The sequence below is a fragment of the Saccharothrix sp. S26 genome, assembly GCF_021390395.1.
Taxonomy (GTDB): domain Bacteria; phylum Actinomycetota; class Actinomycetes; order Mycobacteriales; family Pseudonocardiaceae; genus Actinosynnema.
The window spans coordinates 1-15,036 of the sequence record NZ_JAJUWT010000025.1 but is presented as its reverse complement, the minus strand read 5'-3'; the positions used below and the strand labels follow the sequence as shown (position 1 = coordinate 15,036).

Below are 15,036 nucleotides of genomic sequence, written 5' to 3'. Positions count from 1 at the left end.
GTGGCCGAGGTGCTCTGGGCGGCGCTGGGCGGGGGCCTGGCGGGCCTGCTGCTGGTGGTCCTGCTGTGGCCGACCGCGTCCGCCGCGCGGCGGTTCCTCCGGCGGTGGGGCGTGCCCGAGCCGGACGACCGGCAGACCGCGCGGGCGGTGGCCTACCTGCGTGACCGGCGGTTGCTCTACCCGGTGCTGTTCCTGCTCGCACCGGTCGTGGTCGCGCCCGTCGCGCGGATCCTGGGCTTCGAGCACCCCGACGCCGGCGCTTTCCGCGGCCTCGCGACCGTGCTCGTGGCGCTGCTGCTCGCGGAGGCCGTCGCGGCGCTGCGCCCGGCGCGCGGGACCAGGATCGCGACGCTGACCCCGCGGCACTGGCGCGACCTGGTGCCCCGGTGGGCGATCGGCGTGCTGCTCGCGCTCGGCACGGCGGCCGCCGTCCTGGCCGTGGCGGGGCTGGCCGCCCAGCCCTGGGCGAACCGGGTCGCCGCCGCGATCCCGGCGGGCGGTTCCTGGCGTTCGGCGGACGGCGCCGTGGTGACGGTGTCGGAGCGGCACTACGCGGGGATCGGCGTGCCGGTGAGCCTGATCGCGCTGGTCGGGGTGGTGTGCGGCCTGTGCGCCGTGCTGGGCGTGGTGCGGCTCGCGGTGCGGCGGCGGTCGCTGCCGGACCCGGCGGTGGACCTGGCTTTGCGCACGCGCAGCGCACGGGTGGCGGTCGGGATCGGCCTGGCCTGGATGGCTTCGATGGTGGTCGTGGCGGCCAACCGGCTCGACTTCCTGCGCGCCGTCCGGTTGCCGGTGGCCGGGATGCCGCCCGCGCCCGCGTGGCTGGAGCACGCGTCGGCCGCCGGTTCGGTGGCGCTGGTGGCGCTGCTGGTCGGGGTGGTCGGCTGGATGTGGGTGGCCACCCCGTCCCGGCCGTCGACCGCGAGGGCGGCCGCATGACCCGGATCGTGGTCGACCCGGACAGCGGGGTGGCGCCGTGGCGGCAGGTCCGCGACCAGCTCGTGCACCTGATCCGGGCCGGCGAGCTGCCGGTCGGGACGCCGCTGCCGCCGATCCGGCAGCTCGCGCGCGACCTCGGGCTCTCGGTCGGGACCGTGGCGCGCGGGTACCGCGAGCTCGAAGCGGCCGGCGTGCTGGAGACCGCGCGGCGCCGGGGCACCGTCGTGGCGTCCGTGCCGCACGGCGACGCGGGGACCGCCGCGGCGCTCACCGAGGCCGCCGCCGAGTACGTCGCCCGCGCCGGGGCGCTGGGCGTCGACCGGCACGACGCCGTGCAGGCGATCTTGCACGCCTATCGCGACGACGAGGCCGCCGTGCGGTAGATGGCGTCCGCCACCTGCCAGTACAGGCCCTTCGGGTGGTCGCGGAACAGCGGTTCGGTGCCGAACAGCACGGCCCGCGCACCCTTCGGCGACGTGCCCACCACGACCGCCGCCTGACCGGCCGCCTCCGCGCTGCCGCCCGAGCCGTCCGGGCGCGCGGCCCAGTGCCCGGCGACGAGGCCGTGGTAGCGCTGCCGTGCGCTCACGCCCGGCCCGAGGTCGGTGAACCAGTACGGCGCGTACACGAACGAGTGATCGGCCGCGCCCGACTCGTCCACCACCGACACGACGCCGTTCGCGTCCTCCCGGCCCGCCACCGCGCGCACCGGCAGCACGCCCGCCTCGTCGTTGAACCGCACGCCCGTCGCGCCGCGCGTCACCACGCCGCCGCGCCCCAGGAACGCGTCCACCGCGGCCCTGGCCGGTGCGCCGAGCTGGTCGTAGCGCAACCCCGACGACACGAGCAGCACGTCCACGCCGGACAGGTCGAACCCGGCGTCCAGCGCCGCCGTCGACACCGGCCGCACGTCGAAGCCCATGTCCCGCAACGCCTTCAGCTCGTCCGCCGCCACCGCGCCCGCCACCGCCGGACGTCGCAGCGGCGTGCCGCCCGGCCGCGCGGCGGTGAACCGCGCGCCGTACCGGTCCGACACCTCCTCGGCCGCCGGCCGCGCCGACGCGGGCGCGACGATCGTGCCGTCGTCCTGCCTGCGCAGCTCGACACCCCGGGCGAGCAGGTCGTTCACCGCCGCCGCGTCCTTGCCGTCGGCCAACCGCAGCGCCAGGTCACTGCCCCGCGGCGCGTCCACCGAGCCGGTGGGCGAGGCCGCCGCCACCTCACGCCCCCGCACGTCCAGCGGCCCGTCCCGCACCACGTCCACCGACGCGCCCCACAGCAGCCGGTGGCTCCAGCCGCTGATGTCGTACATGACCGGGACGTCGGCCGAGATGTCCCGGCCGGCCTCCAGCATCACGTTCGCGAGCGCCCGCTTGGGCTGGCGCAGGTCCACCACGTACGACCCGGCCGGGTACTCGCGGCCACCCGCGGTGAACGGCCGGTCGGCCCGCTTCACCCGCACGTCGTGCGCGACCAGGTGGTCGACCAGCCGTGCGGCGGCCTGCCCGGACCGCTGCCCGTCGCCCACCGGCACGACGTACGCGCGGGGGAACTGCGTGGTGTAGCGGTCCTCGGGGCCGAACCCGGGCACGAACCCGTCCGGCACGTGCCGCTGCGGCTCACCCGCCAGGGCCCGGCGGAACATCTCGATCTGGTTGTCGACCATCGAGACCCGGTGCTCGTCCACGTACGCGAGCGCGCTGCGGATCGTGGCTTCGACAACGTCGGTGTTGATCGCCGAACGCCGCCGCAACTCCGTCACCGGCTGTGTCGCGTAGTCGCCCCGGTTCACGCGCATGGGGATCTCGATCGTGTAGGACACCGCGCCGTGGTACATCGAGTACTGGGCGGTGTAGATCGGCGCCCAGCCGTCCCACACGCCCGGCTCGTAGTCGCGGAACGGGATCTCCGGCGCGGCGGTCTCCGGGTGGCCGAGCGCTCGCACCGCCCGCTCCATGCGCAGGCCGCCCGCGTAGCCGTGCTCGATGTAGAGGTCGAAGTCGTAGTTCTGGCCGTGCGGCGGGGTCGTCGGCTCGATCAGCGTGTTCGCCACGTACCCGTGCTCGTCGAGCACCAGCAGCGGCTGGATGCGCTTGACCACGTCCCGCATCGCCCGCGACTCCGGCTGCGAGGAGGTGACGAAGTCGCGGTTGAGGTCGAAGCCGTGCGCGTTGGCGCGTGTGCCGGCCACTCGTCCGTCCGGGTTCGCGGTCAGGTTCACGTAGACCCGGTGGCGGCGCAGGAAGTCCCGCGCGGCCGGGTCGGTGGCGAGGTCCTCGATCACGCGCAGCGCGCCGTCGGTGCCCTCCCACTCGTCGCCGTGGATGTTGGCGTTGATCCACACCGGTGCCTTGTAGCCGCTGCGCAGGAACACGTCGCGGGACGCGGCGACCGGGTCGTTCTCGATCTTGTCGCGCCACGCCTCCTGCCTGCGGGTCTGCCCCGGGCTCTCCGGCGCGGTCAGCGTCACCAGGTACAGGTCGCGGCCCGCCGTGGAGCGGCCGACGACCTCGACCGACACCAGGTCGCTGCGCCGTTGCAGGTCGTTGAGGCGTGGCGCGAGCGCGTGGTAGGGCGCGAGGCCGAGCTTGACCGCCCGGTCCGACTGGTCCTCCGGGTAGACGCGCAGCAGCGTGCGGCGCGGGTAGCCGGGGTTCGCGTCGGGCCAGTTGTCGCCGCGCGCGGTGGCGTGCAGCGGCGGGTCGACGGCGGCGACCTGGTTGCGCTCCGGGCCGTTGCCCGGCTCGTGCGCCCGGCCCACCGCGGGCGCGGCGGTCGCGGGGGTGGTCATCGTGGCCAGCAACAACACCGTGAGCGTCAACCAGCGCACCGGGCCCCCTGGGGGTGATCGCCGAAGAACTCCTCCACCCTGACTAGTGGGTGCGGGTGATCCCGGTCAACCGGTCGAACGGCTGGTCAGCCGCGTCACCCCGAACCCAGGCACACGAACGGGCGACGCAGCGGGTCCACCGCGACCGCCTCGGCCAGCGCCACGGCCGGTGACGCGCCGCCCGCCAGGGTGCGGTGGAAGTCGGCCATCGCCGCCGCCGCCGGTTGGTCGCCCACCCGGCTGGAAGCGGCGATCACCGTGCGCGCGCCGCCCGCCAGCAACGCGCCCGCGAACCCCAGCGGCTCGTCGCCGGGCCGCACCCGGTTCAACGCCAGCTCGCACGCGGCCAGCACGACCTGGTGCGGCGGGCGGCGCACCTGGCCGATCTCGTGCGCGAACATCGCGCCGTCGGCCAGCTCCAGCCGGGAGAACAGCGCGTTCTCCGGCTCGTGCTCGCCGTGCGCGGCGATGTGCGCGAGCCGCACCCCGTCCAACGCCTCCAGCACCGCGCCGACCTTCGCCTCGCCCACGCCGAGCAGCTTCGCGTCACCGTGGTAGCCCGCGAGCCGGTCGATCTCGCCCTGCGCGGCCTGCAGGCCGGGGCCGCGCACCAGCAGCACCCCGTCGGCCTCGGGGCGTTCCTCCCGGATCGCCGACACCCAGGCGGTGGCCGACGGCACCGCCGTCGTCGGCCGGTTCGCGCACGTCGGCAGCACGCCCCACGGCACCACGTACAGCGCGCCGGTCGGCACCACGACCAACGGCCGGTCGCCGATCACCGGGGCCAGCGGGCGCAGCAGCAGCCGGTCCAGCTTCTCCGCCTCACGCCGCGCGGACGCCGAGATGACCTGCGCCAACGGGGGCGGCAGGTGGTCGGGTGCGAGCGCGTTGAGGTCGGCGTGCAGGCGGCGCGCGCCCTCGGTGGCCTCGGCGGCCGACCCGAGGCGCACCATGCGCACGCGTTCACCGGCGAACACCACGGCGACCAGCTCGTCACCGGACACGGCGAAGCTCACCATCGCCTGCCCGTCCAGCCGGGCCAGCACCTCGTCCGGCGTCACGACCGGGCGCGGCGTGCCCCACGGGCCGGCGCTCCAGCCCATCCGCGTGGCCGCGCGCTGGCTCGCCTTGAGCCGCGACTCCAGCTCCGCGGTCGGCAGCCCGTCGAGGCGGGCCCGCAGCAGGGCGCGGCTGAGCGTGCGCACCTCGGCGATCCGCTCGCCCAGCTCGGAGTCCACAGTGGACTCGGCCGGGTCGTACCGGTACAGCTGCGCCCTCGTGCGCTCCAGCCAGGTGAACAGGCGCTTGGCGTCGGCCGCCGAGTCCCGGCCCGCCAGCACCAGGCGCACGGCCAGTTCGCCCAGCTCACGGCCGTGCACGGCGGTGCCGGACACCAGTTCCAGCCCGCCGAGCCGGTCCCGCAGCCTGCCCAGCTCCGCCAGGCCCGCCTTGGCCTGCGCCAACGCCACCCGCCGGTTGCCGCGGGCCAGCGCCAGCTCCGCCCGGCACAGCCGCAGCAGCATCCGGTGGTCGATCGGCGTGATGCGACGCGACTTGGGCACGCTGCGCAGCAGCCGCGCGCCCCGGTCCGGGTCACCGCGGCGGATCTCCAGCCGGGCGGCCAGCACCAGCGCGAACGCCGCCTGGTCGGGCAGCTTCAGCCCGGCCAGCCGCGCGGACAGCTCGACCGCGCGCCGCACCACCGGCGCGACCGGGCGGCGCGAGTCGAGCGCGCGCACCACGTCCACCCGCAACGCGATCAGCCCCGCCACCGCCGCCCACGCCGGGCTGCCGCGCCGGACGAGCTTGCGCCGCGCCGAGTCGGCCATCCGCCGGGCCAGCACGAGGTCGCCGTCCTGCAACGCCGCCGCCGCGCGGAACAGCTCGGCCTCGGCCACGTCCTGCCCGATGCGCTGGCGGCGCAGCTCGGGCAGCACCTCGTCGAGCAGCCTGCCCGCCTCGTCGGCCAGGCCGACGCTGATCATCGCCTCGGCCTGGTCGATGCGCAGGCGCAGCAGCAGGCCGGGTTCCAGCTCCTGGAACGCCCGGTTGGCCTCGCGGTAGTGCCGCAGGGCGGCCGGGATGTCGCCGGCGCGCTGCACCGCGTTGCCCAAGGCGTGCTTGGCGATCGCGGCGCGCAGCGGCAGGTCGTGCGCGTCGGCGAGCTCGACCGCGCGGTTGAGGTCGCGGACGGCCCGGTCGTGGCGGTGCACCTCGCCGTGCGCGTTGCCCCGGTTGGACAGGGCCAGCGCGAGCAGGTCGACGGCCTCGGGGTCGGCGTGCGCGGGCAGCCGCCGTTCGCTGCGCTCGATCTCCCGGTCGAGCTGGGCGATGCCCTCGTCGATGCGGCCCACCCGGCACAGCAGGGCGGCGCGGTTGAGGTTGACCAGGGTGGACAGGTGGGCCCGCAGCCCTTCGTTCCGCAGCCCGGCGAGCTCGGAGTCCACGCCCGCGAGCTGGGTGAGGCCGTCGTCGACCTTCCCGGTCTCGGCGAGGCAGAACGCCAGCGTGTTGAGCAGCCGGGTGCGGACCTCGAGCCGCTCCTGCGGGTCGATGCCCGGGGTCTCCAGCAGTGCCAGGCCCCTGCGCATCTGCCGGATGGCGGACGGGTGGCGGTCGGCGGTGGCCGCGTCACGCGCGCTGCGGTGCAACTGCCGGGCCAGCCTGACCGCGTGATCCGGTCCGGAGGAGCCACGCGTTTCGCCAGGCACGGTCATATGAGATCACACGGGGACGCGGAATGCCGCCGGCCGGCGGCCGACGGCATTCAGTGTGACGCCACCGTGATTGTCGGTGACCGTTTACTTCGTCTGGGTGACAGCCGCGGGCTCGTCGGTGGTCGGCTTGTAAGGGCCGCCGTTCGTCTCGGGGTCGCCGGTCGGCTTGTAGGGGCCGCCCATCGGCTTCACGAGCCGCTCGACCTCGGGGTCGCCGGTCGGCTTGTACGGGCCGCCGGTCGGTTCCACGCCACCGACGTCGAGCAGGTCGGCGCTGGTCCGGTCGGTGCCGTCCAGGTCGTCGACGACCGTGCTGTCGATGGCGTTGATCTCCGCGACGAGCTTCGGGTCTGTGCGGGTCATGGCGTTGCCTCCCCTACAACGGGTCCCCTCGAACGGGGCATCCGGTCGGTTGGTCCAGGTCGTTTCGGTGGCCCCCCGGCCCTGCCGAACGGCCCAAGCCTGACACAGATGGACGCATGTGGGGAGGAGTAAATTTACCCAGAGCTACCAATGGACCGTTCGGACCCTCCACTGACCAGCACGGGAGGCGTTGCTCCGAAAGTGTTACCACCCGAACGGGCGAATATGTTGACAGCGCGCAAGCACTCAGGGCCCGCAATAAGGCGATCCCACCCGGTCCCCCTGACGTGGAATCACATCCGGGGTATTTCCACCACGACCACGGCCCGTCCCGAAATCGTGACCAACGGTGTCCGAAAGGGACCGTTCCCGAATGGACCGCGCGCGAGTGGACGCACCCGGACAACGGGCTGGAACGGCGGTGGGGCGGCGCCGCGACCGCGACACCGCCCCACCGCCGAACCGACCCGCTACGAGCAGCGGGCGATGACCAGCTCTCGCACGCGCTTCGCGTCCGCCTGGCCCTTCGTCGCCTTCATCACCGCGCCGACGATCGCACCGGCCGCGGCCACCTTGCCGTCGCGGATCTTCGCCGCCACGTCCGGCTGCGCCGCCAGCGCCTCGTCCACCGCCCGCTCCAGCACGGAGTCGTCCGAGACGACCTTCAGGCCACGCGCCTCGACCACCGCCTCGGGCTCGTCGCCGGTCTCCAGCACGACGCTGACGACCTCGCGCGCCAGCTTGTTGGTCAGCTCACCGGCGTTCACCAGTGCGATCACCCGCGCGATCTGCGCCGGCGTGATGGTCAGCTCGGCCAGCTCCACGCCCCGGTTGTTGGCCTCCTTGGTTAGGTAGGCCACCCACCAGGACCGGGCCTCGGCGGGCGTCGCGCCCGCCTCCACCGTGGCCGTCACCAGGTCCACCGCGCCCGCGTTGACCAGGTCGCGCAGCTCGGCGTCGGTCAGCGACCACTCCTGCTGGACCCGCTTGCGGCGCTCCCACGGCAGCTCCGGCAGCGTGCCGCGCAGCTCTTCGACCCACTCGCGCGACGGCGCGATCGGGACCAGGTCGGGCTCCGGGAAGTACCGGTAGTCCTCCGCGGTCTCCTTCGTGCGGCCCGACGAGGTCGACCCCGTGGACTCGTCGAAGTGCCGCGTCTCCTGCGTCACCGTGCCGCCGGCCGCGAGCACCGCCGCCTGGCGGGTCATCTCGAACCGCACCGCCCGCTCGACGCTGCGCAACGAGTTGACGTTCTTGGTCTCGGTGCGCGTGCCGAACTCCGTCGCGTCCTTGGCCATCAACGACACGTTCGCGTCGCAGCGCAGCGAACCCTGGTCCATCCGCACGTCCGACACGTCGAGCGCCTTGAGCAGGTCGCGCAACGCAGTCACGTACGCCCGCGCCACCTCGGGCGCGCGCTCGCCGGTGCCCGTGATCGGCTTGGTGACGATCTCGATCAGCGGCACGCCCGCGCGGTTGTAGTCCAGCAGCGAGTGCTCCGCGCCGTGGATGCGCCCGTCCGACCCACCGACGTGCAGCGACTTGCCGGTGTCCTCCTCCATGTGCGCGCGCTCGATCTCGACCCGGAACAGCGAGCCGTCGTCCAGCGTCACGTCGAGGAAGCCGTTGAACGCGATCGGCTCGTCGTACTGCGAGGTCTGGAAGTTCTTCGGCATGTCCGGGTAGAAGTAGTTCTTCCGGGCGAACCGGCACCACTCCGCGATCTCGCAGTTGAGCGCCAACCCGATCCGGATCGCCGACTCCACCGCCTTGCCGTTCACCGCGGGCAGCGCGCCGGGCATGCCCAGGCAGACCGGGCACACCTGCGTGTTGGGCTCACCACCGAAGACGTTCGCGCAGCCGCAGAACATCTTGGTGTTGGTGTGCAGCTCGACGTGCACCTCCAACCCCAGCACCGGGTCGAAGCGCTCGATGACCTCGGCGTAGTCCATCAGCTCGTGCACCGACGTCATGCCTTCCCGTCCTTCCGCAGACCCCGCACGGCCAGCGCCGCACCCGTGATCGCCACCAGGATGCTCGCCGCCGCGTTGACCAGGGCGAGCTTGTCGTTCTTGCCGCGAGCCGACTTCAACGTCGAGAACGCGCTGGTGGCCGCACCCGCGGCCCCGACCAGCGCGAGGACCGTCCGTGCCCTCCTCACCGGGACGCACCCGCCAACTGCGGCACGCCGCTGATGACCGTCGCACCCAGGGCCGCGTCCCGCGCCACCTCGTACGCCGCCGCCACCCGGTACATGCGGTGGTCCTGCAACGCCGGTGCCATGATCTGCAACCCCACCGGCAGGCCGTCGTCGTCGGACAGTCCGCTCGGGACGCTCATGGCGGCGTTGCCGGCGAGGTTCGCCGGGATCGTGCACAGGTCCGCCTTGTACATCGCGATCGGGTCGTCCGTGCGCTCCCCGATCGGGAACGCCGTGGTCGGCGTGGTCGGCGAGACCAGCACGTCCACGGTCGCGAACGCGGCCTCGAAGTCGCGGCTGATCAGCGTGCGCACCTTCTGCGCCGAGCCGTAGTACGCGTCGTAGTAGCCCGACGACAGCGCGTACGTGCCGATCATGATCCGGCGCTTCACCTCGGGGCCGAAGCCGGCCTCGCGGGTCAGCGACATGACCTCCTCGGCGCTGCGGGTGCCGTCGTCGCCCACCCGGATGCCGTAGCGCATCGCGTCGAAGCGGGCCAGGTTGGACGACGCCTCGCTGGGCGCGATCAGGTAGTACGCGGGCAGCGCGTAGTCGAAGCTCGGGCACGACACCTCGACGACCTCCGCGCCCAGCTGCTTGAGCTGCGCCACGGCCGCCTCGAAGCTGCGCAGCACGCCCGGCTGGTAGCCCTCGCCGCTGAACTGCGTGACCACGCCGACGCGCACGCCGGACAGGTCGCCGTTCGCGCCCTCGCGTGCCGCCGCCACCACCGGCGGCACGGGCGCGTCGATCGAGGTGGAGTCCATCGGGTCGTACCCGGCGATGACCTCGTGCAGCAGGGCCGCGTCCAGCACCGTGCGGGCGCACGGGCCAGCCTGGTCCAGCGACGACGAGAACGCCACCAGCCCGTACCGCGAGACCCCGCCGTAGGTGGGCTTCACGCCGACCGTGCCGGTCACCGCGCCCGGCTGGCGGATCGAACCGCCGGTGTCCGTGCCGATCGACAACGGCGCCTCGAACGCGGCCAGCGCCGCCGCCGAGCCACCGCCCGAGCCGCCCGGGATGCGGTCCAGGTCCCACGGGTTGCGGGTCGGGCCGTACGCGGAGTTCTCGGTGGAGGAGCCCATCGCGAACTCGTCCATGTTGGTCTTGCCGAGGATCACCACGCCGGCTTCCTTCAGCCTGCGCGTGACCGTGGCGTCGTAGGGCGGCACCCAGCCCTCGAGGATCTTCGAGCCGACCGTGGTCGGCACGCCCTCGGTGGTTAGCACGTCCTTGAGCGCGACCGGCACGCCGGCCAGCGGGCCGACCTGGACGCCCGCGGCGATGTCGTCGTCCACCTTGCGGGCCGCGTCCAGCGCGCCCTCGGTGTCGACGTGCAGGAACGCGTTGACCGCGCCGTCGACCTCGGCGATCCGGTCGAGGTGGGCCTGGGCGACCTCCACCGCGGAGACCTCGCGGCTCGCGATCTTGGCGGCGAGCTCGGCTGCGGTGCTGCGGATCAGACTGTTCATGATTCCGCCTCCGCGCGGAAGATAACGTCGGCGGTCATGCTTCCTCCCCCAGGATGCGGGGCACGCGGAAGCGTCCGTCCTCGGCGGCGGGGGCGCCCGCGAGCGCCTGCTGCTGACCGAGGCTGGGACGCACCACGTCCTCGCGGAACACGTTGGTCAGCGGAACGGCGTGCGAAGTGGGCGGGATGTCCGCGGTGGCGATGTCGCCCACCGTGGCCACCGACTGCAGGATCACGTCCAGCTGGCCGGCGAACAGGTCCAGCTCGTCGTCGGTGACGGCGAGCCTCGCCAAGCGGGCCAGGTGCGCGACCTCGTCGCGGGAGATGCTGGGCACCTCGTCAACCCCCGTGGGTCGGTTCTTCGGATTTTGGACCTGCCGAGTCTATTGGCTGGTCAGGCCGACCTCCGACCGGGTTACCCGCGCTCGCGCGCGTGGGTGCGCGATTTTACCCGTGCGCAACGCCCCTGGTGGGTCGGAAAGCGAAGCTGCGTCTGCGAGAATCATCGACCGGCGAGTTTCCACGTCGATGCTCCACCACAGCCTTTGGAGGCGTGCACCGTGTCCTTCCTGATCCGGGTCCAGCTCCCGGACCGTCCCGGCACCCTGGGCGCGGTCGCGACCGCGCTCGGCGCGATCGGGGCCGACATCCTCAGCGTGGACGTGGTGGAGCGCGGGGCCGGCCTGGCCATCGACGACCTGGTGGTGGAGCTGCCCTCCGGGCGGCTGCCGGACGTGCTGATCACGGCGGCGGAGTCCATCGACGGGGTCGAGGTGGACGCGGTCCGGCCGTACGCCGGTGTGCTGGACACCCACCGGGAGCTGGAGCTGGTGGAGGAGGTCGCCGAGGAGCCCGCGCACGGGCTCGCGGTGTTCACCGAGGGCGTGCCGAAGATCATCCGGGCGGGCTGGGCGGTGGTGGTGTCGTGGGACGGCAGCACCGTGCACCGCCTGACCTCGTCGTCCGCCGCCCCGGAGACCAAGCTCGCGACCCCGCCGTGGCTGCCGCTGGCCCGGGCGACCGTGCTGGACGGCGAGGACTCGTGGGTGCCCGAGACGTGGCAGGAGCTGGGCACGGAACTGGCCGCCACCCCGCTCGGCAAGCCGGACCGCGTGCTGCTGGTGGGCCGCCCGGGCGGCCCGATGTTCCGCGCCGCCGAGGTCGCCCGCCTGGCCCACCTGGCCGGCATCGTCTCCGTCGTCCTCCCCGACTAACCCGCGTGTCCTACGTTCGGAACGCGCGTGTCCTACGTTCGCGTACCCCGAGTTGAACGCTCAGAACAGTCGATCTTGTTCTGAGCGTTCAACTCGGGTGTTCTGAACGTAGGACACGCGTGACGCGAACGTAGGGCACGCGGGTTTCAGTCTTTGCGGCCCGTGGTGGCGATGGTGACGCCCAAGCCGATCATGGTCAGGCCGCCGAAGCCGCCCACCAGGGCCAGGCGGCGGGGTGAGCGGGCGAACCAGGTGCGGGCGGTGGCGGCGGCCAGGCCCCAGACGCTGTCCGACGCGATCGCGATGATGTTGAACACCAGGCCCAGCACGAGCATCTGGACGGCCACGTGGCCCTGTGCGCGGTCCACGAACTGCGGCAGCACGGCGGCGAAGAACACGATCGTCTTGGGGTTCGCCACGCCGACCGCGAAGCCCTCCCACAACGTGCGCAGCCCGCCGTGCGCCGGACCGCCGGCCGTGAACGACGCGTGCAACGACCCGCGCTGCCGCACCGCCTTCACCCCCAGGTACACCAGGTACGCGGCACCGACCAGCTTCAACGTCGTGAACACCACCGCGGAGCGCTCCACGATCGCCCCGACGCCGAACGCGACGGCCACGACGAGGGCGTAAGCGCCGAGCGTGTTGCCCAGCACGGTGATCAACGCGGCCCGGCGGCCCTGCGCCAACGCCCGCCCCACCACGAACAGGACGCTGGGTCCGGGGATCACGATCAACAGCAACGACATGGCCGCGAAGGCGAGGAGCCGGTCGGTGGTCACCATGGCGTCACGAAACCACGTCCGCAGCCCGTGCCACCAGTGCTTTTCCCGGATGTCAGAGCGCCAGGCGGACCAGCGCGGCGTTGTCGACCGCCTCCGTGCCGTCACGCGCGGTCAGCGTGTCCTCCAGCCCGATGCGCGTGTCCAGCCCGTGCGCCACCGCGTGGTCCAGCACCGGCCACGCGCTGTCGTCCTCGCCGTGCAGCAGGATCGGCACCCCGAGCGGCGCGAGCGCGTCGACCAGCCGTGCCGCGTCCTGCGCGGTCTGCCCCGGCTGCACCTCCGCCAGCACTCGCACCGTCCCCGCGGGCACCCCGGCGTCCAGCAACGTCCGCGCCGCCTCGAGGTGGAACACGCCCAGCTCGATCCCGACACCCGCGTCGCACAACGCCGCCGCGACCGCGAGCCAACCGTCCTCGTGGACGTTGACCGACGCGAAGTCGGGACGTCCCGCCGACAGCCCCGCCCACCCGCGCACCAGCTCCGCCCGCCGCAAGGGGTCCGGCACGATCCACGCACCCGTCGTCACGCCAATCCGCGCCCCCGCCACCGCGGTCCGCACCACGGACACCGCGGTCGCGACCTCCGGACCGGCCAGCACCTCCAACCCGACCGCGTCACGCGGGTGCAGGTGGAACGACGTCACGCCCAGCTCGGCGCACGCGGCGGCGTCGGCCGCCAACTGCTGCGGGGTGATCGGCAGACTAGGGTGGCTGCCCGGCTCACGGGCACCGTTCAAACAAGCCTGGAGCACGGAACCCACCGAACCACAAGGTGTTGGATACCGCCATGCCGACGCTGACCCCAGCCCTGCTGCGCCACCACGCGGGCGCGAAGTCGTACTGGCGCGGGTTGACCTACCGGGACTCCGTGGTCGAGTTGGCCGTGCGTTCGCGGCACGTCGAAGGTGCCGTGGTCGGCGCGGCCGAGTACCGGGTGACGTTGGAGTGGGAGGACACCCGCCTGGTCGGCGCGTGCACGTGCCCGTACGGGTCGCAGGGGTTCTTCTGCAAGCACTGCGTCGCGGTCGGGTTGGTGCTGCTGGAGCGCGGCCTGACCGTGCCGCCGCCGGACGCGGAGGACGAGGAGCTGCGCCTGCGCCTCGCCGAACTCGACCACGCGACCCTCGTGCGGCTGCTCTACGACCGGGCGGCGCGGGACCGGACGCTGCGCGACGAGGTCATGCGAGTGCGAGGCTGAACCCCAGCGCGGTGATGTCCACGCCCGGCACGGGCCGCCAGTCGCGCTCGGGCAAGCGCTGGAAGCCCAGCCGCTGGTAGAGCCGGTGCGCCGTGGTCATGTGCTCGGAACTGCTCATCACCAGCCGCGTCGCGCCCAGCTCCCGCGCCCGCGCGATCACGGCGCGCACCAACGCCTCCCCCACACCTCGACCGCGGGCGGCCGGGCTGACCGCGAGCATCCGGAACTCCACCTCGCCGTCCCGGCTGACCTCGGCGTACGGGGTGCCGGGCCGGACCACCGTGACGGTGCCGAGCACGGTGTTCTCCGCGTCCACCGCCACCAGCAACTCCGCCTCGCGGGCCCGCGTGCGCGCGTCGACCAGCGTGTCGGCGTACCCGCCGGTGTGGCTGTCGATGTGCCGGTCGGCCTGGTAGGCGGCAACGGTGATCGCACCCGCCGTCGCCCACTCGTCTTCCCTGGCGGGCCTCACCACGATGTCGGCCATCTGGTTCCCCTCTGCGTCATCGGACCGTCCCCGATTGTCGTCCAGCCAACTGCGCCGGCGGGCGTGCGATCAAGGTTCCGGCTGGATGTGGGGCCGGATGTCCCACGCGGACGGCCTCCCGTCCGCCCGCAGGAGTGCGGGCGCGATGATGTGGCGATGAGCCTTCCTGGTGCGATCGAACTGCCCGACGGCGCTCTGGTGCGCGGTCGTGGCCTGCGTTATCCCACCCCCGAGGGCACGCCCGAGTACGGGCTGTACCTCGGTTCGCCGCGGATGCGACGCTCGGTGATGGCGCGCGCGGACGCCCCGACGTGGCCGCACGAGTGGGTCGAGTGGCCGGACTTCCGGTTGCCCAGGTCGCCGGAGCACGCCGTGACGCTGATCCGGGACCTGCACGCGCGGGCCGTGGCCGGTGAACGGGTCGAGGTCGCGTGCGGCGGCGGCGTCGGGCGGACCGGCACGGTGATCGCCTGCCTTGCCGTGCTGGCGGGCGTGCCTTCGGGTGAGGCCGTGGCTTGGGCGCGGACGCACTTCAACCGGCGTGCGGTGGAGACGCCGTGGCAGAAGCGGTGGGTCGCGCGCTTCCCGCACGTGACGTCCGCGCGTTGACGGGTCGGGCGGGGATCTGTGCCAGTCGATCCGGGGTGACAGGTGCCGGTTAGCTCCGGGTCCGGGGGTGGGCGCGGGCGGTGGAGTGGGGGGGGGGTGCATGTGGGGGGTGCGGGTGCTGGTTGGGGGGGTTCGGGTTCGGGTTGGGCGCGGGCGCAGGTTGGTGGCGCGGGTGCAAGTCGGGGGTGCGGGCGGAGGTTGGGCGGGTTCAGGTCGGGCGC

The 15,036-nt window shown here is 73.4% G+C and carries 15 protein-coding genes; 5 read left to right on the top strand and 10 right to left on the bottom strand.

The genetic code is table 11. The features are described from left to right. Entirely contained in the window at nucleotides 1–939 is a 939-nt protein-coding gene (locus tag LZG04_RS33295; RefSeq protein ID WP_233824653.1) for a hypothetical protein, read from the top strand. Continuing rightward, complete coding sequence (locus LZG04_RS33290) at nucleotides 936–1,322, top strand: GntR family transcriptional regulator (RefSeq protein WP_233824651.1); 387 nt, start codon at nucleotides 936–938, stop codon at nucleotides 1,320–1,322. Before LZG04_RS33295 ends, LZG04_RS33290 begins: the two co-directional genes overlap by 4 nt. Here LZG04_RS33290 and LZG04_RS33285 read toward each other — a convergent pair. The 7 genes from LZG04_RS33285 to gatC all read right to left on the bottom strand — a co-directional run bounded on the left by LZG04_RS33285 (nucleotide 1,292) and on the right by gatC (nucleotide 10,858). Then, on the bottom strand, nucleotides 1,292–3,769 hold the full coding sequence (locus LZG04_RS33285; RefSeq protein WP_233824649.1) for a M14 family zinc carboxypeptidase: 2,478 nt from the start codon (nucleotides 3,767–3,769) through the stop codon (nucleotides 1,292–1,294). The two genes, LZG04_RS33290 and LZG04_RS33285, sit on opposite strands and share 31 nt — an antisense overlap. Before the next feature lie 95 nt (nucleotides 3,770–3,864). Then, nucleotides 3,865–6,480: a CHAT domain-containing protein gene (locus LZG04_RS33280; RefSeq protein ID WP_374202939.1), complete on the bottom strand. Its 2,616-nt coding sequence runs from the start codon at nucleotides 6,478–6,480 to the stop codon at nucleotides 3,865–3,867. Nucleotides 6,481–6,570: 90 nt separating this feature from the next. Beyond that, on the bottom strand, nucleotides 6,571–6,849 hold the full coding sequence (locus LZG04_RS33275; protein WP_233824647.1) for a hypothetical protein: 279 nt from the start codon (nucleotides 6,847–6,849) through the stop codon (nucleotides 6,571–6,573). 470 nt (nucleotides 6,850–7,319) lie between these two features. Next, nucleotides 7,320–8,822, bottom strand: a complete 1,503-nt coding sequence (gatB, locus tag LZG04_RS33270; protein ID WP_233824645.1) for an Asp-tRNA(Asn)/Glu-tRNA(Gln) amidotransferase subunit GatB — start codon at nucleotides 8,820–8,822, stop codon at nucleotides 7,320–7,322. Then, entirely contained in the window at nucleotides 8,819–9,010 is a 192-nt protein-coding gene (locus tag LZG04_RS33265; RefSeq protein ID WP_233824644.1) for a hypothetical protein, read from the bottom strand. The genes gatB and LZG04_RS33265 overlap by 4 nt, the downstream gene beginning before the upstream one ends. Beyond that, nucleotides 9,007–10,524 (bottom strand): Asp-tRNA(Asn)/Glu-tRNA(Gln) amidotransferase subunit GatA, encoded by a 1,518-nt coding sequence (gene gatA / locus LZG04_RS33260; RefSeq protein ID WP_233824642.1) that lies wholly within the window; start codon nucleotides 10,522–10,524, stop codon nucleotides 9,007–9,009. Before gatA ends, LZG04_RS33265 begins: the two co-directional genes overlap by 4 nt. A 34-nt stretch (nucleotides 10,525–10,558) precedes the next feature. Further along, nucleotides 10,559–10,858, bottom strand: coding sequence for an Asp-tRNA(Asn)/Glu-tRNA(Gln) amidotransferase subunit GatC (gene gatC / locus LZG04_RS33255; protein WP_015104569.1), 300 nt, complete (start codon nucleotides 10,856–10,858; stop codon nucleotides 10,559–10,561). Nucleotides 10,859–11,083: 225 nt separating this feature from the next. Between gatC and LZG04_RS33250 the strand changes: the two genes are divergently transcribed. Beyond that, a complete protein-coding gene (locus tag LZG04_RS33250) occupies nucleotides 11,084–11,737 on the top strand; it encodes an amino acid-binding protein (protein WP_233824640.1) in 654 nt (217 codons plus the stop codon). A 146-nt stretch (nucleotides 11,738–11,883) separates the two neighbouring features. Here the strand turns inward: LZG04_RS33250 and LZG04_RS33245 are convergent, their stop codons facing one another. After that, complete coding sequence (locus LZG04_RS33245) at nucleotides 11,884–12,522, bottom strand: LysE family translocator (protein ID WP_233824638.1); 639 nt, start codon at nucleotides 12,520–12,522, stop codon at nucleotides 11,884–11,886. Nucleotides 12,523–12,574: 52 nt separating this feature from the next. Next, on the bottom strand, nucleotides 12,575–13,282 hold the full coding sequence (locus LZG04_RS33240) for a 3-keto-5-aminohexanoate cleavage protein (protein WP_233824636.1): 708 nt from the start codon (nucleotides 13,280–13,282) through the stop codon (nucleotides 12,575–12,577). 26 nt (nucleotides 13,283–13,308) lie between these two features. Between LZG04_RS33240 and LZG04_RS33235 the strand changes: the two genes are divergently transcribed. Then, entirely contained in the window at nucleotides 13,309–13,719 is a 411-nt protein-coding gene (locus LZG04_RS33235; RefSeq protein WP_233824634.1) for an SWIM zinc finger domain-containing protein, read from the top strand. On the opposite strand, the gene LZG04_RS33230 is transcribed toward LZG04_RS33235, so the two are convergent. Further along, on the bottom strand, nucleotides 13,700–14,206 hold the full coding sequence (locus tag LZG04_RS33230; protein ID WP_233824631.1) for a GNAT family N-acetyltransferase: 507 nt from the start codon (nucleotides 14,204–14,206) through the stop codon (nucleotides 13,700–13,702). The genes LZG04_RS33235 and LZG04_RS33230 overlap by 20 nt on opposite strands. Nucleotides 14,207–14,362: 156 nt before the next feature. On the opposite strand from LZG04_RS33230, the gene LZG04_RS33225 reads away from it, so the two are divergent. Continuing rightward, nucleotides 14,363–14,815 (top strand): protein-tyrosine phosphatase family protein, encoded by a 453-nt coding sequence (locus LZG04_RS33225; protein WP_233824629.1) that lies wholly within the window; start codon nucleotides 14,363–14,365, stop codon nucleotides 14,813–14,815. Nucleotides 14,816–15,036 lie beyond the last annotated feature (221 nt).

Excerpts from the sequence above, each read along its gene's own strand:
- LZG04_RS33290 (WP_233824651.1), top strand. The coding sequence starts at position 936 with ATGACCCGGATCGTGGTCGACCCGGACAGCGGGGTGGCGCCGTGGCGG.
- LZG04_RS33275 (WP_233824647.1), bottom strand. The coding sequence starts at position 6,849 with ATGACCCGCACAGACCCGAAGCTCGTCGCGGAGATCAACGCCATCGAC.
- gatB (WP_233824645.1), bottom strand. The coding sequence starts at position 8,822 with ATGACGTCGGTGCACGAGCTGATGGACTACGCCGAGGTCATCGAGCGC.
- gatA (WP_233824642.1), bottom strand. The coding sequence starts at position 10,524 with ATGAACAGTCTGATCCGCAGCACCGCAGCCGAGCTCGCCGCCAAGATC.
- LZG04_RS33245 (WP_233824638.1), bottom strand. The coding sequence starts at position 12,522 with ATGGTGACCACCGACCGGCTCCTCGCCTTCGCGGCCATGTCGTTGCTG.
- LZG04_RS33235 (WP_233824634.1), top strand. The coding sequence starts at position 13,309 with ATGCCGACGCTGACCCCAGCCCTGCTGCGCCACCACGCGGGCGCGAAG.
- LZG04_RS33230 (WP_233824631.1), bottom strand. The coding sequence starts at position 14,206 with ATGGCCGACATCGTGGTGAGGCCCGCCAGGGAAGACGAGTGGGCGACG.
- LZG04_RS33225 (WP_233824629.1), top strand. The coding sequence starts at position 14,363 with ATGAGCCTTCCTGGTGCGATCGAACTGCCCGACGGCGCTCTGGTGCGC.